Source organism: Burkholderia sp. AU45388 (genome assembly GCF_030481585.1).
Classification (GTDB): domain Bacteria; phylum Pseudomonadota; class Gammaproteobacteria; order Burkholderiales; family Burkholderiaceae; genus Burkholderia; species Burkholderia sola.
In genome coordinates this window covers 183430-202603 of record NZ_JAUJPV010000011.1, presented here as the reverse complement: position 1 = coordinate 202603, position 19174 = coordinate 183430, and the positions used below count along the sequence as shown (strand labels likewise).

Annotated in this window: 19 protein-coding genes; 14 read left to right on the top strand and 5 right to left on the bottom strand. The window is 66.7% G+C overall.

Features of this window, described 5'->3' with window-relative positions:
• Positions 1-485: 485 nt before the first annotated feature.
• Positions 486-1262 carry an enoyl-CoA hydratase gene (locus QZM72_RS19530; RefSeq protein ID WP_089466579.1) on the bottom strand — a complete coding sequence of 259 codons (777 nt, stop codon included), beginning with the start codon at positions 1260-1262 and terminating at the stop codon, positions 486-488.
• A 129-nt stretch (positions 1263-1391) separates the two neighbouring features.
• Here QZM72_RS19530 and paaN point away from each other — a divergent pair, with 129 nt between their 5' ends.
• The 5 genes from paaN (at position 1392) to paaK (ending at position 7016) form a co-directional block, all read left to right on the top strand.
• A complete protein-coding gene (paaN, locus tag QZM72_RS19525; RefSeq protein ID WP_089466578.1) occupies positions 1392-3098 on the top strand; it encodes a phenylacetic acid degradation protein PaaN in 1707 nt (568 codons plus the stop codon).
• Between the two features lie 87 nt (positions 3099-3185).
• Positions 3186-4388 (top strand): 3-oxoadipyl-CoA thiolase, encoded by a 1203-nt coding sequence (gene pcaF / locus QZM72_RS19520; protein ID WP_089466577.1) that lies wholly within the window; start codon positions 3186-3188, stop codon positions 4386-4388.
• Between the two features lie 45 nt (positions 4389-4433).
• Entirely contained in the window at positions 4434-5225 is a 792-nt protein-coding gene (gene paaG / locus QZM72_RS19515) for a 2-(1,2-epoxy-1,2-dihydrophenyl)acetyl-CoA isomerase PaaG (RefSeq protein ID WP_089466576.1), read from the top strand.
• Position 5226: 1 nt separating this feature from the next.
• Positions 5227-5679: a hydroxyphenylacetyl-CoA thioesterase PaaI gene (gene paaI, locus QZM72_RS19510; protein WP_089466575.1), complete on the top strand. Its 453-nt coding sequence runs from the start codon at positions 5227-5229 to the stop codon at positions 5677-5679.
• A gap of 38 nt (positions 5680-5717) precedes the next feature.
• Positions 5718-7016, top strand: a complete 1299-nt coding sequence (gene paaK, locus QZM72_RS19505) for a phenylacetate--CoA ligase PaaK (RefSeq protein WP_089466574.1) — start codon at positions 5718-5720, stop codon at positions 7014-7016.
• 241 nt (positions 7017-7257) lie between these two features.
• Here the strand turns inward: paaK and QZM72_RS19500 are convergent, their stop codons facing one another.
• Positions 7258-8382 carry a murein transglycosylase A gene (locus tag QZM72_RS19500; RefSeq protein WP_256979555.1) on the bottom strand — a complete coding sequence of 375 codons (1125 nt, stop codon included), beginning with the start codon at positions 8380-8382 and terminating at the stop codon, positions 7258-7260.
• Positions 8383-8410: 28 nt separating this feature from the next.
• Here QZM72_RS19500 and QZM72_RS19495 point away from each other — a divergent pair, with 28 nt between their 5' ends.
• A complete protein-coding gene (locus QZM72_RS19495; protein ID WP_235356184.1) occupies positions 8411-8554 on the top strand; it encodes a hypothetical protein in 144 nt (47 codons plus the stop codon).
• Between the two features lie 21 nt (positions 8555-8575).
• Here QZM72_RS19495 and apaG read toward each other — a convergent pair whose 3' ends face one another.
• A complete protein-coding gene (gene apaG, locus QZM72_RS19490; protein WP_089466589.1) occupies positions 8576-8950 on the bottom strand; it encodes a Co2+/Mg2+ efflux protein ApaG in 375 nt (124 codons plus the stop codon).
• 177 nt (positions 8951-9127) lie between these two features.
• Between apaG and rpe the strand changes: the two genes are divergently transcribed.
• The 8 genes from rpe (at position 9128) to QZM72_RS19450 (ending at position 16484) form a co-directional block, all read left to right on the top strand.
• Positions 9128-9814 (top strand): ribulose-phosphate 3-epimerase, encoded by a 687-nt coding sequence (gene rpe / locus QZM72_RS19485; protein ID WP_011883156.1) that lies wholly within the window; start codon positions 9128-9130, stop codon positions 9812-9814.
• A 4-nt stretch (positions 9815-9818) separates the two neighbouring features.
• Positions 9819-10592, top strand: coding sequence for a phosphoglycolate phosphatase (locus tag QZM72_RS19480; protein WP_089466573.1), 774 nt, complete (start codon positions 9819-9821; stop codon positions 10590-10592).
• A 357-nt stretch (positions 10593-10949) separates the two neighbouring features.
• Positions 10950-12443 (top strand): anthranilate synthase component I, encoded by a 1494-nt coding sequence (gene trpE, locus QZM72_RS19475; RefSeq protein WP_301738979.1) that lies wholly within the window; start codon positions 10950-10952, stop codon positions 12441-12443.
• 13 nt (positions 12444-12456) lie between these two features.
• Positions 12457-13056 carry an aminodeoxychorismate/anthranilate synthase component II gene (locus QZM72_RS19470; RefSeq protein ID WP_089466572.1) on the top strand — a complete coding sequence of 200 codons (600 nt, stop codon included), beginning with the start codon at positions 12457-12459 and terminating at the stop codon, positions 13054-13056.
• 13 nt (positions 13057-13069) lie between these two features.
• Entirely contained in the window at positions 13070-14101 is a 1032-nt protein-coding gene (gene trpD / locus QZM72_RS19465; protein ID WP_059577389.1) for an anthranilate phosphoribosyltransferase, read from the top strand.
• Between the two features lie 28 nt (positions 14102-14129).
• Entirely contained in the window at positions 14130-14915 is a 786-nt protein-coding gene (trpC, locus tag QZM72_RS19460; RefSeq protein WP_089466571.1) for an indole-3-glycerol phosphate synthase TrpC, read from the top strand.
• Positions 14915-15541: a CYTH domain-containing protein gene (locus QZM72_RS19455; protein WP_089466570.1), complete on the top strand. Its 627-nt coding sequence runs from the start codon at positions 14915-14917 to the stop codon at positions 15539-15541. Before trpC ends, QZM72_RS19455 begins: the two co-directional genes overlap by 1 nt.
• Positions 15542-15554: 13 nt before the next feature.
• Positions 15555-16484 (top strand): uracil-DNA glycosylase, encoded by a 930-nt coding sequence (locus tag QZM72_RS19450; protein WP_301738978.1) that lies wholly within the window; start codon positions 15555-15557, stop codon positions 16482-16484.
• Positions 16485-16607: 123 nt separating this feature from the next.
• On the opposite strand, the gene QZM72_RS19445 is transcribed toward QZM72_RS19450, so the two are convergent.
• Positions 16608-17204: an FMN-dependent NADH-azoreductase gene (locus tag QZM72_RS19445; protein WP_301738977.1), complete on the bottom strand. Its 597-nt coding sequence runs from the start codon at positions 17202-17204 to the stop codon at positions 16608-16610.
• Between the two features lie 148 nt (positions 17205-17352).
• Positions 17353-19155, bottom strand: a complete 1803-nt coding sequence (locus QZM72_RS19440) for a M61 family metallopeptidase (RefSeq protein ID WP_301738976.1) — start codon at positions 19153-19155, stop codon at positions 17353-17355.
• Positions 19156-19174: the final 19 nt, after the last annotated feature.

The following is a 19174-nucleotide window of genomic DNA, read 5'->3' as shown; positions in this document are numbered from 1 at the left end:
CTTACTTTAGTGTGAGACTCTTGATACTTTCGCTATCTGATCCGAGGATCAGCTCGCTGCCATCAAGCGCCCACACTTATCGGCTGTTAATTTTTAAAGAGCATTTCTGCGAGGAACCTAGCGTTTCTCAGCAGCGCTGCGTTTTCAGCAGCAGAGAAGCGAGATTATGAACCGTGTTTCGCAGCTCGTCAACAACTTTCTACACGACTTCGTTGCGACTGCGGGGCTCAACTTCCTGCGCCGCCCAGGTTCGCTACTTCCCGAACCCGACAGCACCGCTTCCCTTCCTCCCGCGCCGTGTTTCCGTTAGCGCGAAAGAGGCGTGATTCTAAGCACCCGCCCCCATCCGCGCAAGCCCTTTGTGAAGAAAGCTTGAAAAAGCCCCCGTGCGCTCACGCGCACGGGGGCTTTGACGCATCGGGCAAAGCAATCGCGCCGGCGACGGATACAGATCAGTACCGGATACCCACCGAGGCGCCGGCCGATCAGCGGTGCTTGAACACCGGCTTCCGCTTCTCGACGAACGCCGCCATCCCTTCCTTCTGGTCTTCGGTTGCGAACAACGAATGGAACAACCGGCGCTCGAAGTGGACGCCTTCAGCCAGCGTCGTCTCGTACGCACGGTTCACCGACTCCTTGACCATCATGACCGCCGGCAGCGAAAACTCGGCGATCGTCGTCGCCGCGGCAATCGCTTCGTCGAGCAGTTTGTCGGCCGGCAACACGCGCGATACGAGCCCGGCACGTTCGGCCTCAACGGCATCCATGAAGCGCGCGGTCAGACACATGTCCATTGCCTTCGCCTTCGATACCGCACGCGGCAGACGTTGCGTGCCGCCGGCCCCCGGCATGACGCCCAACTTGATTTCCGGCTGGCCGAATTTGGCCGTGTCCGCCGCGAAGATGATGTCGCACATCATCGCGAGTTCGCAGCCACCGCCCAACGCAAAGCCCGAAACCGCGGCAATGATTGGTTTGCGAATCTCGCGGACCGTCTCCCAGTTGCGCGTGATGTAGTCGCCCCGATAAGCATCCATATAGGAGTAGGTCGCCATCATGCCGATGTCCGCGCCGGCTGCGAACGCCTTCTCGCTGCCGGTCACGACGATTGCGCCGATATCGTCGTCCGCGTCGAACGCCTTCAGCGCAGCGCCCAGCTCATCCATCAGCGCATCGTTCAGCGCATTCAGCGCCTTCGGACGGTTCAGCGTCACCAGACCGACACGCCCCCGGGTCTCCACCAGGATGTTCTCGTAAGCCATCTATTTCTCCTCGATCAATGAAATGAGAAACGCCTCGCACATGCGAATAGTTTGATGCTACCATTCTCCGACCAACCGGTCGGTTAATTAATCGATCCGATCCCTCTCAACGTTCATCAAGCCGCCGCCATGACCCATGCCCTGTTCACGAAGCACGAAGACACGCTGAAACACGCACTCGCCGCCATCGAGAGCCGCGGGTACTGGAGCCCGTTCGCCGAAATGCCGAGCCCCAAAGTGTACGGGGAAAGCGCAAGCGCGGACGGCGAGGCCGCGTTCAAGTCGCACCTCGACAAGACCTTCGTGCTCGACCAGCCGGCGTCCGACGAAACGGTCGGCGCCGAGCGTTCGCCGTACGGCATCGCACTGGGCATCCGGTATCCGAAATCGACGCCCGACGCTCTGATCGCTGCCTCACGCGCCGCACAACGCACATGGCGCGAAGCCGGCCCCAGCGCATGGGTCGGCGTCAGCCTCGAAATCCTTGCGCGCCTGAATCGTGCAAGCTTCGAAATCGCCTACAGCGTGATGCACACGACCGGGCAAGCCTTCATGATGGCGTTCCAGGCCGGCGGCCCGCACGCGCAGGACCGCGCCCTCGAGGCGGTCGCCTATGCGTGGAACGAACTGCACCGTATCCCGGCCGATGCGCACTGGGAAAAGCCGCAAGGCAAGAACCCGCCTCTCGCGATGCACAAGCGCTACACGATCGTGCCGCGCGGCACGGGCCTCGTGCTCGGCTGCTGCACGTTCCCGACCTGGAACGGCTACCCCGGCCTGTTCGCCGATCTGGCGACCGGTAATACCGTGATCGTCAAACCGCACCCGGGCGCCATCCTGCCGCTCGCGATCACGGTGCGGATCGCCCGCGAGGTGCTGCGCGAAGCCGGGTTCGATCCGAACGTGGTCACCCTCCTCGCGACCGAACCGAACGACGGCGCGCTCGTCCAGGATCTCGCGCTGCGCCCCGAGATCAAGCTGATCGATTTCACTGGCAGCACGCAGAACGGCACGTGGCTCGAACGCCATGCCCACCAGGCGCAGGTGTACACCGAGAAAGCCGGCGTCAACCAGATCGTGATCGACTCGACCGACGACCTGAAGGCCGCCGCCAAGAACATCGCGTTCTCGCTGGCGCTGTACTCCGGCCAGATGTGCACGGCGCCGCAGAACATCTACGTGCCGCGCGACGGTATCCGGACGGCCGACGGTCATGCGAGCTTCGACGAAGTCGCGCAAGCGATCGCGATTGCCGTGCAAAAGCTCACCGGTGACCCGGCACGCTCGGTCGAATTGATCGGCGCGATCCAGAACGACGGCGTGACCGCACGCATCGACGACGCGCGCAAGCTCGGTCGCGTGCTCGCCGACAGCGTGACGCTCCAGCATCCCGCCTTCCCCGACGCGCGCGTGCGCACGCCGCTCGTACTGCAGCTCGACGTGGCCGACCGCGAGAAATTCACGCAGGAGTGGTTCGGTCCGATTTCGTTCGTGATCGCGACCGACTCGACCGCACAATCCCTCGATCTGGCCGGTGAAATCGCCGCAGAGCATGGCGCGCTGACCCTCTCCGTCTACAGCACCGACGACGCGATCATCGATACCGCGCACGACGCGGCGGTGCGTGGCGGCGTCGCGCTGTCGATCAACCTGACGAGCGGCGTATTCGTCAACCAGTCGGCCGCGTTCTCCGACTTCCACGGCACGGGCGCGAACCCGGCAGCCAACGCCGCGCTGGCCGACCCGGCGTTCGTCGCCAACCGGTTTCGCGTGGTGCAAAGTCGCGTCCATGTTGCCCCGAAGGCGGCACCTGCGGAAGCTGGCCAGACGGCATAACCCGATTGGCCGACGTGCAAACGCCGCCATGTTCTCTACCATGAACGAATCCGCCACCCGGCGGGTTCGTCACTCACCGATACGCTCATGACAGACGCCTACATCTGCGACGCGATTCGCACCCCCATCGGCCGCTACGGCGGCGCCCTGAAAGATGTCCGCGCCGACGACCTCGGCGCGGTGCCGCTCAAGGCGCTGATCGAGCGCAACCGTAACGTCGACTGGGCGGCGATCGACGACGTGATCTACGGCTGCGCGAACCAGGCCGGCGAGGACAACCGTAACGTCGCGCGCATGTCGGCGCTCCTGGCTGGCCTGCCCACTGCCGTCCCGGGCACGACGCTGAACCGGTTGTGCGGCTCCGGGATGGACGCGGTCGGCACGGCCGCGCGCGCTATCAAGGCGGGTGAAGCGCGCCTGATGATCGCAGGCGGCGTCGAGAGCATGACGCGCGCGCCGTTCGTGATGGGCAAGGCCGCGAGCGCGTTCGCGCGCCAGGCCGACATCTTCGATACGACGATCGGCTGGCGTTTCGTCAATCCGCTGATGAAGCAGCTGTACGGCGTCGATTCGATGCCGGAAACCGCCGAGAACGTCGCGGTCGACTACCACATCAGCCGCGCGGATCAGGATTTGTTCGCGCTGCGCAGCCAGCAGAAAGCCGCACGGGCGCAGCAAGAGGGCACGCTGGCTGAAGAAATCGTCGCGGTCAAGATTGCGCAGAAGAAAGGCGATGCGATCGTCGTGTCGCGCGACGAACACCCGCGCGAAACGTCGCTCGAGGCGCTTGCGAAGCTGAAGGGTGTCGTGCGCCCGGACGGCTCCGTGACGGCCGGCAACGCGTCGGGCGTGAACGACGGCGCCTGCGCGCTGCTGCTCGCGAATGCGCAGGCAGCCGACCAGTATGGCCTGCGCCGCCGCGCGCGTATCATCGGCATGGCAACCGCCGGCGTCGAGCCACGCGTAATGGGCATCGGTCCTGCGCCGGCCACGCAGAAACTGTTGGCCCAGCTTGGCATGACGATCGACCAGTTCGACGTGATCGAACTGAACGAAGCGTTCGCATCGCAAGGTCTCGCCGTGCTGCGCATGCTCGGCGTCGCCGACGACGATCCGCGCGTGAACCCGAACGGCGGTGCGATCGCGCTCGGCCACCCGCTCGGCGCATCGGGCGCGCGGCTCGTCACCACGGCGCTCCATCAACTCGAGCGTATCGGCGGCCGCTTCGCGCTCTGTACGATGTGTATCGGCGTCGGCCAGGGCATCGCACTCGCGATCGAACGCGTGTAACCAACACGCCGCGCGCCTATAACGAAGTCATGACGGAGATACTGCATGTCCTATCAGGCGATCCAGCTGGATATCGATCAGGCCGCGCGCGTGGCCACGATCACGCTCAACCGCCCCGACAAGCTGAACAGCTTCACGCGGGCGATGCATCGCGAACTGCAGTCTGCGCTCGATGAAGTCGAGGCGGCCGGTGCACGCGCGCTGATTCTGACGGGTGCGGGGCGCGGCTTCTGCGCGGGCCAGGATCTGGCCGACCTCGATTTCACGCCGGGCGCGTCCACCGACCTCGGCACACTGATCGACGAGCATTTCAATCCGCTGATCCGCCGCCTGCAGCGTCTGCCGATTCCGGTGATCGCCGCCGTCAACGGCACGGCGGCCGGCGCCGGCGCGAATCTCGCACTCGCGTGCGATCTCGTGTTCGCCGCCCGCTCGAGCAGTTTCATCCAGGCCTTCGTGAAGATCGGGCTGGTACCCGATTCAGGCGGCACGTGGTTCCTGCCGCAACGCATCGGCATGGCGCGCGCGCTGGGGCTCGCGCTGACCGGCGACAAGCTTGGCGCCGAGCAGGCCGAACAGTGGGGCCTGATCTGGCGTGCGGTCGACGACGACGCGCTCCTTGCGACGGCCCGCCAGATCGCCGCCCAGCTCGCGCAGCAGCCGACGCTCGCGATCGCGTCGATCAAGCAGTCGATGCGAGACAGCGTCACGAACACGCTCGATCAGCAGCTCGACGTGGAACGCGACCTGCAACGCAAGCTCGGCCAGTCGCACGACTATGCGGAAGGTGTGCAGGCCTTCATCGAAAAGCGCGCGCCGCGCTTCGAGGGGCGTTGACATGACGAACGCCACCGCCACGCTCGACCCCGACTCGCTCGCCCGCGCCACCGCGCAAGCCATGTACGACGCCGATGCCTGCAGCCGCGCATTCGGCATGGAAATCGCCGAAGTCCGCGCCGGCTATGCCCGCCTGCAGATGCGCGTGCGGCCCGAATTCCTGAACGGGCACCAGACCTGTCACGGCGGGATCATCTTCACGCTCGCCGATTCGACGTTCGCGTTCGCATGCAATTCGTACAACGTGAATGCGGTCGCGGCCGGCTGCTCGATCGAATTCCTGCGCCCCGTGCACGGCGGCGACATGCTGACGGCCGAGGCGATCGAACAGGCGCGTGCCGGTCGCCACGGCATCTACGACATCCGCGTCACGAACCAGACAGGCGACACGGTCGCGATGTTTCGCGGCAAATCCGCCCAGATCAAGGGCACGGTCATCCCGGAAGACCGCTGACGGCGACGGCTCGCCCATAACAAACACTGGAGACATGCATGACTACCCCGCTACCGCTCGAGCCGATCGAGACCGCCTCACGGGACGAACTGACCGCGCTGCAGCTCGAACGCCTCAAATGGTCGCTTCGGCACGCGTATGACCACTCGCCCGTCTATCGCCGCAAGTTCGACGAAGCGGGCGTGCATCCGGACGACCTGAAGACGCTCGCCGACCTGTCGCGCTTCCCGTTCACGACCAAGGGCGACCTGCGCGATAGCTATCCGTTCGGGATGTTCGCGGTGCCGCAGGACCAGATCTCGCGCATCCACGCATCGTCGGGCACGACCGGCAAGCCGACGGTCGTCGGCTATACGGCCGCCGACATCGACACATGGGCGAATCTCGTCGCACGTTCGATCCGCGCGGCCGGTGCGCGCCGCGGCGACAAGGTGCATGTCAGCTACGGCTATGGCCTCTTCACGGGCGGGCTCGGCGCGCACTATGGCGCCGAACGCGCAGGGCTGACCGTGATCCCGTTCGGCGGCGGGCAAACCGAAAAGCAGGTACAGCTGATCCAGGATTTTCGGCCCGACATCATCATGGTCACGCCAAGCTACATGCTGTCGATCGCCGACGAGATCGAGCGCCAGGGCCTCGATCCCGTGCAGAGTTCGCTGCGCATCGGCATCTTCGGCGCGGAGCCGTGGACCAACGACATGCGCGTCGCGATCGAACAGCGGATGGGCATCGACGCCGTCGACATCTACGGGCTGTCCGAAGTCATGGGCCCCGGCGTCGCGTCCGAATGCGTCGAGACCAAGGACGGCCCGACCATCTGGGAAGACCATTTCTATCCGGAAATCATCGACCCCGAAACCGGCGAAGTGCTGCCGGACGGCGAACTCGGCGAGCTCGTGTTCACGTCGCTGACGAAGGAAGCGCTGCCGATCATCCGCTACCGCACCCGTGACCTCACGCGCCTGTTGCCGGGCACCGCCCGGACGATGCGGCGGATGGAGAAGATCACCGGCCGTTCGGACGACATGATGATCGTGCGCGGCGTCAACGTGTTCCCGACGCAAATCGAGGAGCAGTTGCTCAAGCAGCGCGCGCTCGCGCCGCACTATCAGATCGTGCTGACCAAGGAAGGCCCGCTCGACGTGCTGACGCTCAATGTCGAGCCATGCCCGGAGACGGCGCCCGATACCGCGGCGATCCAGGCGGCCAAACAGGCGCTCGCGTACGACATCAAGTCGCTGATCGGCGTGACGGCCGTGATCAATGTGCTGCCGGTGAACGGCATCGAGCGCTCGGTCGGCAAGGCGCGCCGCGTCGTCGACAAACGCAAGGGCTGAGGTCGCTCGCCGCGCGTGCATCGTGCAGCGGCGAATCCGCGCCTGCAAACGAAACAGCCCGATCGGCCAATGCCGATCGGGCTGTTTTACGCCGAAGCGCCGTTCGACGTGACACGCAAAGCATCACGCGAACTGAAATCACACGAGCACACCGGCGATCAGTCCGGCCCCCCTCACGCGCGTGAGACGCGATCCAGGCCGCGTCTCGTTCACGAGCCCCCTCCGGGCGACCCGCGCGCAATCACGAATTCGGGAACAGCAGCCACATCCGGCCGACCTGCTTCATCCGGCCGGCCTGGTCGCCCGCGTCGTCGCCGAGCCCCCAGAAATAGTCCGCCCGCACGCCGCCCTTGATCGCCGAGCCCGTATCCTGCGCGAACACGAGCCGGTTCATCGGCGTATTCGTCAGCGGACGCGTGGTCTGCAGGAACACCGGCGTGCCCAGCGGGATCGACGACGGATCGACCGCGATCGAGCGCTCCGGCGTCAGCGGCACGCCGAGCGCGCCGATCGGACCCTCCGCGCCGCCGTGCGGCGCATCCTCCTTGGTTGGCATGTCGCGGAAGAACACGAAGCGCGGATTCGTGTCGAGCAGCGCGTCCACGCGCGTCGGGTTCGCCTTCGCCCACGCCTTGATGCCCTGCATCGTCGCCTGCGCGGGCGTCAGCTCGCCGCGATCAAGCAGCCACTTGCCGATCGAACGGTACGGCTGGTTGTTGGTGCCGCCGAAGCCGACGCGCATCACCGAGCCGTCGTCGAGCAGCACGCGACCCGAGCCCTGCACCTGCAGAAAGAATGCCTCGATCGGATCGTCGACCCACACGAGCTCGTTGCCGTTCAGGATGCCGGCGCGCTCGAGCTGCGCACGTGCCGGCAGCGCGGCGCCCGCGCGATAGCCGGCCGGCCAGCGATAGAGCGCGTACTGATACGGGCCACGGCGTACGCGCGAACCGTGCAGCAGCGGCTCGTAATAGCCGGTCACGAGCCCGTCGAGCGTACCGTCGGTGTTCGCGAACTGGAACGGCGTGAAATACGTTTCGAAGAAGCTGCGGGCGCTGCTGACGTCGAGCTCGTCGAGCCGGTCGGCGGCCGCGCAAGCGCGCGCCCAGGCCGGCTGGCGCGCGAGCCGCGCGCAGTTCTGCCGCAGCGCGGCCGTCGCGCCGATCAGCGAATCGTCCTGCCAGCCCGGCACCTGCTGCCACGCGACCGGCGTGAGCCGCTTCGCGGCGACCTGCCCCGGCACGATCGCCGCTCCGGTCGGCGGCTTCAGCGCGGAGGTCCGCGTCGGCGCGCCGCCGCACGCCGCGAGCAGCGCCGCCGCTGCGGCCGCGGCCATCCACCCGGCCAGCCGGGGCCCAAACCACATACAATGTCCGTTCTTGATGGAAACCGCCATGTCAGATTTTCTCGACCAATATCCGATGCTCATCTTCGCGCTCGAAGCCTTCGTCGCGCTTGCCCTGCTGATCTTCATCGTCGTGTGGACGTCGTCGGGCAGAAAGAAGCAGGCCCGCCGCGACGACCGCCAGCCGCGCTGACGCACGTCGCACACCGCACGCTCAATGCAGCGTGCGCGGCATGTGCAGGGCGAACTCCTCGACCGGCGCCTCGAAACGCTCGCCGTCCTCCGCCACGCAGAAGTACGCACCGCGCATCGTGCCAACCGGCGTCGCGATCACGGCCCAGCTCGTGTATTCGAAATGCTCGCCCGGCTGCAGCAGCGGCTGGTGCCCGACGACGCCGAGCCCCTTCACTTCCTGCACGTGGCTCTCGCTGTCCGTGATGATCCAGTGACGGGCGATCAGCTGCGCCGCGACTTGCCCGGTGTTGCGGATCGTCAGCGTGTACGCGAATGCGTATTGACGGTGATCGGGGTCGGATTGTTCCGGCAAGTAGCTGGTTTTCACCGAAACGGTGAACTGATACTGACTCATGGTATGTCCGCTGTAGGTAACCGCGCGCGCCGACTCGAGCGGCCGGGCCGCGGGCGCGCCGCATTGGTTCGGCATTCTATGCGCAATCGGGCCGCAACCGCACGGCCTGCCGCCGCGCGCCCGGTCGCCGGACGGTAGAATGACGGTTTTGCGCCGCAACGTCCCCCGCTCCCTGTCATGACTCAATTCCGCATCGCTCCCAGCATCCTGTCGGCCGACTTCGCACGGCTCGGCGAAGAAGTCCGCAACGTGGTCGCCGCCGGCGCCGACTGGATTCACTTCGACGTGATGGACAACCATTATGTGCCGAACCTGACGATCGGCCCGCTCGTCTGCGAGGCGATCCGCCCGCACGTGCAGGTGCCGATCGACGTGCACCTGATGGTGCGCCCGGTCGACCGGATCGTGCCCGATTTCGCGAAGGCCGGCGCGAACCTGATCAGCTTCCACCCGGAAGGCTCGGATCACATCGATCGCACGCTGTCGCTGATCCGCGACCACGGCTGCAAGGCCGGTCTCGTGTTCAACCCGGCCACGCCGCTGAACTATCTCGACCACGTGATGGATCGCCTCGACTTCGTGCTGCTGATGTCGGTCAACCCCGGCTTCGGCGGCCAGTCGTTCATCCCGGAAACGCTGAACAAGCTGCGCGAGGCGCGCGCCCGCATCGACGCGTACACCGAGCGCACGGGCCGCGAGATCCTGCTCGAAGTCGACGGCGGCGTGAAGACCGACAACATCGCGGAAATCGCGGCGGCCGGCGCCGACACGTTCGTCGCGGGTTCGGCGATCTTCGGCAAGCCCGACTACCGCAAGGTGATCGACGAGATGCGCGCGGCCCTTGCGACCGTCGAGCGGAGCTGACGCCGTGGCCGACTCGTCGTTCGCCGGCCACGCGCCGGCCGGGGCCGCCGCGGACGCTGCACACGCGGCCCCGATCCGCTTCGGCGCGCCGCGCATCGAAGCCGCGCTGATCGATCTCGACGGCACGATGGTCGACACGGCCGACGATTTCACGGCCGGCCTGAACGGGATGCTCGCGCGGCTCGGCGCGCCGGCCACGTCGCGCGACGAGGTGATCGGCTACGTCGGCAAGGGTTCCGAACACCTGATCCAGAGCGTGCTGAAGCCGCGCTTCCCGGCCGACGAGGCGCGCGCGCGCTTCGACGACGCACTGGCGATCTACCAGGCCGAATACGCGAAGATCAACGGTCGCCACACACGTCTCTATCCGGACGTGGCGGCCGGGCTCGACGCACTGCGCGCGGCCGGCATCCGGCTCGCGTGCGTGACGAACAAGCCGCACCGCTTCGCGGTCGAGCTGCTCGAACAATACGGGCTGGCCGGCTGCTTCGGCATCGTGCTGGGCGGCGACAGCGTCGCGCGCAAGAAGCCCGATCCGCTGCCGATGCTGACGGCCTGCGACGCGCTCGGCGTCGCGCCGGACGCCGCGGTCGCGATCGGCGATTCGGAAAACGACGCGCTGGCAGGCCGCGCGGCCGGGATGGCGACGCTGACGGTGCCGTACGGCTACAACCACGGCAAAGCTATACAAACGATAAATTCGGATGGTATAGTCGATTCGTTGCTGGTCGCGGCTCGCGCAATTTCCGCGCACAACGCCGGCCGGCCAACCGTCTGATTATTTCTTCCATCCGCATGTTTCTGAATAAAAAACGGAGTCTGAGCAGCATCGACCGGGGAGCCTGGCCCTGGCGTCGCTGGTCGCGCTAACCTCTTCGATGAGGTACGCTGAAGCACGTCTTCAGCGCCGTTTTTTATCTCGCTGCGCATCCGCGCGCCGATCGTCGCACCACCCCGAGTTCCACCGCGTCCGAACGCTTGCGTTCAGGTTCGGCCGCAGGCTCGCGACGTTCACGCCCGGAGTGCCGGCCGGCAACAGGCACTTCTCGATCGACCGCCCTTTCGCCGACGGCCACCCGCGCAGCGTCAAATGATCCCTGGCGCACGCGCCGCTCGTCCCGAACAGGACCGGAACATGACCGAACTCGAATTCCAATCGCTCGCGAACGAAGGCTACAACCGCATCCCGCTGATCGCGGAAGCCCTCGCCGATCTCGAAACGCCGCTGTCCCTCTACCTGAAGCTGGCCCAGCCCGAACGCGCGGGCGCCAACTCGTTCCTGCTCGAATCGGTGGTCGGCGGCGAACGTTTCGGCCGCTATTCGTTCATCGGCCTGCCCGCCCGTACGCTCGTACGCACCCGCAACGGCGTGTCGGAAGTGGTGCGCGACGGCGAGGTCGTCGAGACGCACGACGGCGACCCGTTCCAGTTCATCGAATCGTTCCAGGCCCGTTTCAAGGTCGCGCAGCGCCCGGGCCTGCCGCGGTTCTGCGGCGGCCTCGCCGGCTACTTCGGCTACGACGCGGTGCGCTACATCGAGAAGAAGCTCGCGAACACCGCGCCGCGCGACGATCTCGGCCTGCCCGACATCCAGTTGCTGCTGACCGAGGAAGTCGCGGTGATCGACAACCTCGCCGGCAAGCTCTACCTGATCATCTACGCGGACCCGGGCCAGCCCGAAGCGTATGCGAAGGCGAAACACCGCCTGCGCGAACTGAAGCAGCGCCTGCGCACGACCGTGCAGCCGCCCGTCACGTCGGCGAGCGTGCGCACCGAGACGTTCCGCGAATTCAAGAAGGACGACTATCTGACCGCCGTGCGCCAGGCGAAGGAATACATCGCCGCCGGCGAGCTGATGCAGATCCAGGTCGGCCAGCGGCTGACGAAGCCGTACCGCGACAATCCGCTGTCGCTGTACCGCGCGCTGCGTTCGCTGAACCCGTCGCCGTACATGTATTACTACAACTTCGGCGATTTCCACGTGGTCGGCGCATCGCCGGAAATCCTGGTCCGCCAGGAAAAGCGCGGCGAAGACCAGATCGTCACGATCCGCCCGCTCGCCGGCACGCGCCCGCGCGGCAACACGCCCGAGCGTGACGCGGAACTCGCGACCGAACTGCTGAACGATCCGAAGGAAATCGCCGAGCACGTGATGCTGATCGATCTCGCGCGCAACGACGTCGGCCGCATCGCGGAAATCGGCTCGGTGCAGGTGACCGACAAGATGGTGATCGAGAAGTACTCGCACGTGCAGCACATCGTCAGCTCGGTCGAAGGCAAGCTGAAGCCCGGCATGACGAACTACGACGTGCTGCGCGCGACGTTCCCGGCCGGCACGCTGTCCGGCGCGCCGAAGGTGCGCGCGATGGAACTGATCGACGAGCTCGAGCCGGTCAAGCGCGGGCTGTACGGCGGTGCGGTCGGCTACCTGTCGTTCTCGGGCGAGATGGATCTCGCGATCGCGATCCGCACGGGCCTGATCCACAACGGCAATCTGTACGTGCAAGCGGCGGCCGGCGTCGTCGCGGATTCGGTGCCCGAATCCGAATGGCAAGAGACCGAGAACAAGGCGCGCGCGGTGCTGCGTGCGGCCGAACAGGTCCAGGACGGCCTCGATAGCGACTTCTGACCGGAGACTGACCATGCTGCTCATGATCGACAACTACGACTCGTTTACCTACAACCTGGTCCAGTACTTCGGCGAACTCGGCGAGGACGTGCGCACCTACCGCAACGACGAAATCACGCTCGACGACATCGCGCGCCTGAACCCCGACACGATCTGCCTGTCGCCCGGCCCGAGCAATCCGCAACACGCGGGCATCACGCTCGACGTGCTGCGCGAATTCGCGGGCAGGAAGCCGATCCTCGGCGTCTGCCTCGGCCACCAGGCGATCGGCGAAGCGTTCGGCGGCCGCGTCGTGCGCGCGAAGACCATCATGCACGGCAAGGTGAGCCGGATCGAAACCGACTGCCGCGGCGTGTTCGCCGATCTGCCGAAGCATTTCGACGTGACGCGCTACCACTCGCTCGCGATCGAGCGCGAATCGCTGCCCGACTGCCTCGAGGTGTCCGCGTGGACCGACGACGGCGAGATCATGGGCGTGCGTCACAAGACGCTGCCGGTCGAAGGCGTGCAGTTCCACCCGGAATCGATCCTGTCCGAGCACGGCCATGCGCTGCTCGAGAATTTCCTGAACCAGCATCGCGCAGCGGCCCATGCCGCCGCACCGGCTGCGTGACGGGAGATGCACGATGACGATTACCCCGCAGGAAGCGCTGCAACGCACGATCGAGCACCGCGAGATCTTCCACGACGAAATGCTGCACCTGATGCGGCTGATCATGCGCGGCGACATGTCGCCCGTGATGGCGGCCGCGATCATCACCGGGCTGCGCGTGAAGAAGGAGACGATCGGCGAGATCGCCGCCGCCGCGACCGTGATGCGCGAATTCGCGAACCACGTCGAGGTGCAGGACAACTCGAATTTCGTCGACATCGTCGGCACCGGCGGCGACGGCTCGCACACGTTCAACATCTCGACCGCATCGATGTTCGTCACGGCGGCCGCGGGCGCGAAGGTCGCGAAGCACGGCAACCGCGGCGTATCGAGCAAGTCCGGCAGCGCCGACGTGCTCGAGGCGCTCGGCGTGAACATCGACCTGCAGTCGGACCAGGTCGCCGCATCGATCGCCGAGACGGGCATGGGCTTCATGTTCGCGCCGAACCATCACCCGGCGATGAAGAACATCGCGGCCGTGCGCCGCGAGCTCGGCGTGCGCACGATCTTCAACATCCTCGGCCCGCTGACCAATCCGGCCGGCGCGCCGAACCAGCTGATGGGCGTGTTCCACCCCGACCTCGTCGGCATCCAGGTGCGCGTGATGCAGCGTCTCGGCGCGCAGCACGTGCTCGTCGTGTACGGCAAGGACGGGATGGACGAGGTGTCGCTCGGCGCCGCGACGCTCGTCGGCGAATTGCGCGACGGGAAGGTGCACGAATACGAAATCCATCCGGAGGACTTCGGCCTGCAGATGGTGTCGAACCGCACGCTGAAGGTGGAAAATGCGGACGAATCGCGCACGATGCTGCTCGGCGCGCTGGACAACCAACCGGGCGTCGCGCGCGAGATCGTCACGCTGAACGCGGGCACCGCGCTCTACGCGGCCAATATCGCCGAGTCGATCGCGGACGGCATCCAGCTCGCCCGCGAAGCGATCGCGAGCGGCAAGGCCCGCGCGAAAGTCGACGAACTCGTGCGCTTCACGCAGCAGTTCAAGCGCTGACCCTCTCACGAATCCAGCAGGAACCCCTATGAGCGACATTCTCGACCGAATCATCGCCGTCAAGCGCGAAGAAATCGCGGCGGCCCTGCGCAGCACGCCGCTCGAGGCACTGAAACTCGAGGCCTCCGCGCGCGACCTGCGCGACTTCGTCGGCGCGCTGCGGGCGAAGCATGCAGCCGGCAACGCCGCGGTCATCGCCGAAATCAAGAAAGCAAGCCCGTCGAAAGGCGTGCTGCGCGAGCATTTCGTGCCGGCCGACATCGCGCGCTCGTATGCGGCGCACGGCGCCGCGTGCCTGTCGGTGCTGACCGACGAACAGTTCTTCCAGGGCGGCGTCCGCTACCTCGAGGAAGCGCGCGCGGCCTGCACGCTGCCGGTGCTGCGCAAGGACTTCATCGTCGATGCGTACCAGATCGTCGAAGCCCGCGCGATGGGCGCCGACGCGATCCTGCTGATCGCGGCCGCGCTCGACACGCCGCTGATGCAGGATCTCGAAGCCTATGCGCACTCGCTCGGCCTCGCGGTGCTGGTCGAAGTGCACGACCGCCACGAGCTGGAACAGGCGCTGACGCTGAAGACGCCGCTGCTCGGCATCAACAACCGCAACCTGCGCACGTTCGAGACGTCGATCCAGACCACGCTCGACATGCTCGACATGATTCCGGCGGACCGCATCGTCGTGACGGAATCGGGCATCCTGTCGCGCACCGACGTCGACACGATGCGCGCGGCAAACGTGAACACGTTCCTCGTCGGAGAGGCGTTCATGCGCGCCGACCAGCCGGGCGAGGAACTCGCACGGATGTTCTTCTGATGGCGATCGAACAGGAAATCAAGCTCGCGCTGCCGGCCGGCCAGGCCGACGCGGCGCGCCGCTTCTTCGAGACGCTGACCGGCGAACCCGGTCACGCGATCACGCTCGCGAACGTCTATTACGACACGCCCGATCTCGCGCTCGCGCGTTCGAAGAGCGCGGTGCGCGTGCGCCGCACGCCGGACGGCTGGCTGCAGACGTTCAAGACGGTCGGCAGCGCGGAAGGCGGACTGCATAGCCGCCACGAATGGGAACTGCCGGTCGCGGGCGACGCGCTCGAAATCGACGCGCTCGTCGCGGCCTGCGACGTGCCGGAAGCCGCGGCCGCGCTCAATGACGCGGCCGGCGCGCTGCATGCGCTGTTCCGCACGGACTTTTCGCGTACGCTGTGGCGCGTCGCAATCGGCGGCGCAACCGTCGAGGCCGCGGTGGATCTCGGCGAGATCGTCGTCCAGGCGGAACACGAGACGCGCCGCGAACCGATCAGCGAAATCGAACTCGAACTGATCGACGGCCCGGAAACGGCGCTCGCGACGCTCGCCGCCGAACTGCAGCAGGCGCTGCCGGGCCTCGTTCCCGAAAACATCAGCAAGGCGCAGCGCGGCTACCGGCTGCGCGCGCAATAAACACGCATCACGCATGGCAACCCGCAAGACTTCCCGCGCGCCGCAACAGGCGTCGCTGTTCGACGATCCCGTGCCGGAAACGGCACCGGCCGATATTCCGTCCCCGGCTGCCGAGCCGCCGGCGGCCCGGCGCAAACCCGCGAAGAAAACCGCCGCACCGGCGCGCGAGCCCGTGCCCGAGCCGGCCCCGGCCGCCGCGGCAGCGCGACCCGTTGCCGCCGACGTACCGCATCTCGCCGCGCAATTCGACGCACTGCCGGCCGTCTGGCGCGACGTGCTGAAACCGTTCACCGACAGCGACGCGTACGCGCCGCTGTGCCGCTTCGTCGACGACGAGCGTGCGGCCGGCAAGACGGTCTACCCGACCGACGTGTTCCGCGCGCTGCGCCTGACGCATCCCGACGACGTGAAGGTCGTGATCCTCGGCCAGGATCCGTACCACGGCGACGATCGCGGCACGCCGCAGGCGCACGGCCTCGCGTTCTCGGTGCCGCCGGCCGTGCGCACGCCGCCGTCGCTGCGCAACATCTTCAAGGAAATCGCCGCGAACTTCGGTCACGACACGCCGCGTCACGGCTGCCTCGACACGTGGGCGCGCCAGGGCGTGCTGCTGCTCAACACCGTGCTGACGGTCGAGCGCGGCGCGGCCGCGAGCCATGCGAAGCGCGGCTGGGAGCGGTGCACGGACACGCTGATCCGCGAGCTTGCCGGCCGTCATCGCGGCCTCGTATTCATGCTGTGGGGCGCGCATGCGCAGGCCAAGCGCGCACTGTTCGACGCGAACGCGCATTGCGTGCTCGAGGCGCCGCATCCGTCGCCGCTGTCCGCGCACCGCGGCTTCCTGGGCTGCCGCCATTTCGCGCTCGCGAACGATTATCTGGTCGATGCCGGCCGCGAACCGATCGACTGGCGCCTGCCGGACGTGGCCGAAACGCTCGCGTAACAGCCTCGGTTGCGGCGGGTTCGCCCGCCGGCCGAATGCAAAAACGCCGCGTCCCTGTCGGGGCGCGGCGTTTTTTATCGGGCGACGCAGCGGGTGCATCGCACCCCGCCTCGACCTGACGCGTTACGCGGCGGCGATCGCTTCGCGTGCGCCGGCGAGCGCGGCGCTCTGCGCGTCCGGACCGAGGTTCAGGCCTTCCGCGTGGATGAAGCTCACGTCGGTCAGGCCGATGAAGCCGAGGAACGTGCGCAGGTACGGGGTCTGGCTGTCGTTCGGCGTACCCAGGTACTTGCCGCCGCGGGCCGTCACGACGTACACCTTCTTGCCCTTGATCAGGCCTTCCGGACCGTTCTCGGTGTAGCGGAACGTGACGCCTGCGCGCGCGATCCAGTCGAAGTACGCCTTCAGTTGCGACGAGACGCCGAAGTTGTACATCGGCGCGCCGATCACGATGATGTCAGCGGCTTGCAGCTCGGCAATCATCGCATCGCTCTTCGCGACGATCGCATTCTGTTCCGCGGTGCGCTTGTCGGCCGGCGTGAAGAACGCGCCGAGCACCGATTCGTCGAGGTGCGGCAGCGCCTCGGCGAGCAGGTCGCGAACCACGACGTTCGCGCCGGGGTTCGATTGTTGCAGCTTTGCCGTCAGTTCATTGGCCAGCAGCGTGGATTGCGCACCTTGCGAACGCGCGGCGGAATTGATTTGCAGAATGGTCGTCATGTCAGGCTCCGGGTGGGGTTGCGCTTCGGTAGCGCGAGTGACGCCATTGTGCGTGGCCACATGACCGCGAAAAAGCGGGTTCAGGGCGACGGATTGTTGCAGCAGCAGAACAATTGTTGATCGCGCCCCGATACCCGCTTCCGTACGATTACCCGTTCAGCCAGGCTTCGCGGGCCTTCGTGGCCGCGGCCGGCTTCGCGGCCGCCGTCAGCCGGTAGCGCGTGACGTCCGGGCCGTCCAGCTTCAGTTTCGCGGTGCGCAGCTCGTCGCGGCGGAACGCATGAACCTCGACCTTGTCGCCCGGCCGGTAGCGCGCGAGCAGCGCGTCGAGGTTCGTGCCGGTCACGCGCAGCCCGTCCACCGCGATCAGCGTGTCGCCGGCCGACAACCCCGCGCGATGCGCGGCGCCGCCTTCGTAGACCGCCGCCAACGTGCAGTCCGCGCCGCCGCGCAGGCGCGCGCCGATCGTAGGCTTCGCGGCCGCGCCGATCGCGACGTCGGGGGCCAGCGTCACGCCGAACGGCGCGAGCAGTTCGGTGAGCGGCAGGTCGCGCGTGCCGTGCACGGCGTCGGCGAACAGGCGGCCGAGCGCAACGCCCGTTGCCTCCTCGATCAGCGCCTCGACCTCGTTTTCTTCCACGCCCGCCTGCTTGCCGCCCCGATAGAAATCGCGGCCGTAGCGTTGCCACAGCAGGCGCATCACGTCGTCGAGCGACTTGCGGTTGCGCGTCTGCGCGCGGATCGCCAGATCGAACGCGAGCGCGACGAGCGAGCCCTTCGTGTAATAGCTGACGATCGCGTTGGTCGCGTTCTCGTCCTGGCGGTAGTACTTGATCCACGCGTCGAACGAGCTTTCCGCGACGCTCTGCTTGAGCCGCCCCGTGCCGCGCAGCACGCCGCCGATGGTGCGGCCGAGCGCCGCGAAATATTCGTCCTGCGACATCAACCCGCTGCGGACCAGCATCAGGTCGTCGTAATACGACGTGAAGCCCTCGAACAGCCACAGCAGCGACGTGTAGTTCTCGCGCGCGAGGTCGTACGGCACGAACGCCGCCGGCTTGATGCGCTTCACGTTCCACGTGTGGAAATACTCGTGGCTGCACAGGCCGAGATACGTGCGATAGCCTTCCGTCGTTTCCGGGCGCCCCTTCACCGGCAGGTCGGTCCGGTTGCAGATCAGCGCGGTCGACGCACGATGCTCGAGGCCGCCGTAGCCGTCGCTGACCGCGAGCGTCATGAACACGTAGCGATCCATCGGCGCCTTCCTCGACTTCGGCTCGAACAGCGCGATCTGCGCTTCGCACACCCGCTTCAGGTCGGTACGCAGCCGCTCCAGGTCGAGCTGCGTCACGCGCCCGGCGATCACGATGTCGTGAGGCACGCCGTGCGCGTCGAACGTCGCGAGCGCGAATTCGCCGATCGTCACCGGATGGTCGGACAGCTCGTCGTAGTTCGCTGCACGATACGCGCCAAAGCCGTAACGTTTGGTGCCGCGCGCCTCGGGCAGCGAGGTGCCGACGCGCCAGTTGCGAAACGCGGGCCCGGCCGGCTTTGAGATCTCGACTTCGCACGGTGCCGCCTCGCGGCCCGCGACGCTCAGGAACACGGCCGTCGCGTTGAAGAAGCCGCCCGAATCGTCGAGATACGCGGAGCGCACCGACAGGTCCCACGCATAGACGTCGTAGCGCAGCGTCAGCGCGCCGCTGACGGGCGCTGCCTGCCACGTGTGCTTGTCGGTCTTCGCGATGCGCACCTTGCGGCCCGCGTCGTTGAACGCATGGAGCGTCACGATGTTGCGCGCGAACTCGCGCACGAGATAGCTGCCCGGAATCCATACCGGCAGCGAGAAACGCTGGCCTTCGGGATCGGGATCGGCAACCGTCACCGTCACTTCGAACAGGTGCGCGGCAACATCTTTCGGGGCAATCGAATAGCGGATCGGCTGGGTCATCGTGGCAATCGGTCGGTCG

What these genes read in the sequence shown, in the direction of transcription:
- QZM72_RS19470 (WP_089466572.1), top strand. Translation starts at nt 12,457, where the DNA reads ATGCTGCTCATGATCGACAACTACGACTCGTTTACCTACAACCTGGTC.
- QZM72_RS19530 (WP_089466579.1), bottom strand. Translation starts at nt 1,262, where the DNA reads ATGGCTTACGAGAACATCCTGGTGGAGACCCGGGGGCGTGTCGGTCTG.
- QZM72_RS19450 (WP_301738978.1), top strand. Translation starts at nt 15,555, where the DNA reads ATGGCAACCCGCAAGACTTCCCGCGCGCCGCAACAGGCGTCGCTGTTC.
- QZM72_RS19445 (WP_301738977.1), bottom strand. Translation starts at nt 17,204, where the DNA reads ATGACGACCATTCTGCAAATCAATTCCGCCGCGCGTTCGCAAGGTGCG.
- paaI (WP_089466575.1), top strand. Translation starts at nt 5,227, where the DNA reads ATGACGAACGCCACCGCCACGCTCGACCCCGACTCGCTCGCCCGCGCC.
- trpD (WP_059577389.1), top strand. Translation starts at nt 13,070, where the DNA reads ATGACGATTACCCCGCAGGAAGCGCTGCAACGCACGATCGAGCACCGC.
- QZM72_RS19455 (WP_089466570.1), top strand. Translation starts at nt 14,915, where the DNA reads ATGGCGATCGAACAGGAAATCAAGCTCGCGCTGCCGGCCGGCCAGGCC.
- paaG (WP_089466576.1), top strand. Translation starts at nt 4,434, where the DNA reads ATGTCCTATCAGGCGATCCAGCTGGATATCGATCAGGCCGCGCGCGTG.
- QZM72_RS19495 (WP_235356184.1), top strand. Translation starts at nt 8,411, where the DNA reads ATGTCAGATTTTCTCGACCAATATCCGATGCTCATCTTCGCGCTCGAA.
- QZM72_RS19500 (WP_256979555.1), bottom strand. Translation starts at nt 8,382, where the DNA reads ATGTGGTTTGGGCCCCGGCTGGCCGGGTGGATGGCCGCGGCCGCAGCG.
- paaK (WP_089466574.1), top strand. Translation starts at nt 5,718, where the DNA reads ATGACTACCCCGCTACCGCTCGAGCCGATCGAGACCGCCTCACGGGAC.
- apaG (WP_089466589.1), bottom strand. Translation starts at nt 8,950, where the DNA reads ATGAGTCAGTATCAGTTCACCGTTTCGGTGAAAACCAGCTACTTGCCG.
- QZM72_RS19440 (WP_301738976.1), bottom strand. Translation starts at nt 19,155, where the DNA reads ATGACCCAGCCGATCCGCTATTCGATTGCCCCGAAAGATGTTGCCGCG.
- trpE (WP_301738979.1), top strand. Translation starts at nt 10,950, where the DNA reads ATGACCGAACTCGAATTCCAATCGCTCGCGAACGAAGGCTACAACCGC.
- pcaF (WP_089466577.1), top strand. Translation starts at nt 3,186, where the DNA reads ATGACAGACGCCTACATCTGCGACGCGATTCGCACCCCCATCGGCCGC.
- paaN (WP_089466578.1), top strand. Translation starts at nt 1,392, where the DNA reads ATGACCCATGCCCTGTTCACGAAGCACGAAGACACGCTGAAACACGCA.
- trpC (WP_089466571.1), top strand. Translation starts at nt 14,130, where the DNA reads ATGAGCGACATTCTCGACCGAATCATCGCCGTCAAGCGCGAAGAAATC.
- rpe (WP_011883156.1), top strand. Translation starts at nt 9,128, where the DNA reads ATGACTCAATTCCGCATCGCTCCCAGCATCCTGTCGGCCGACTTCGCA.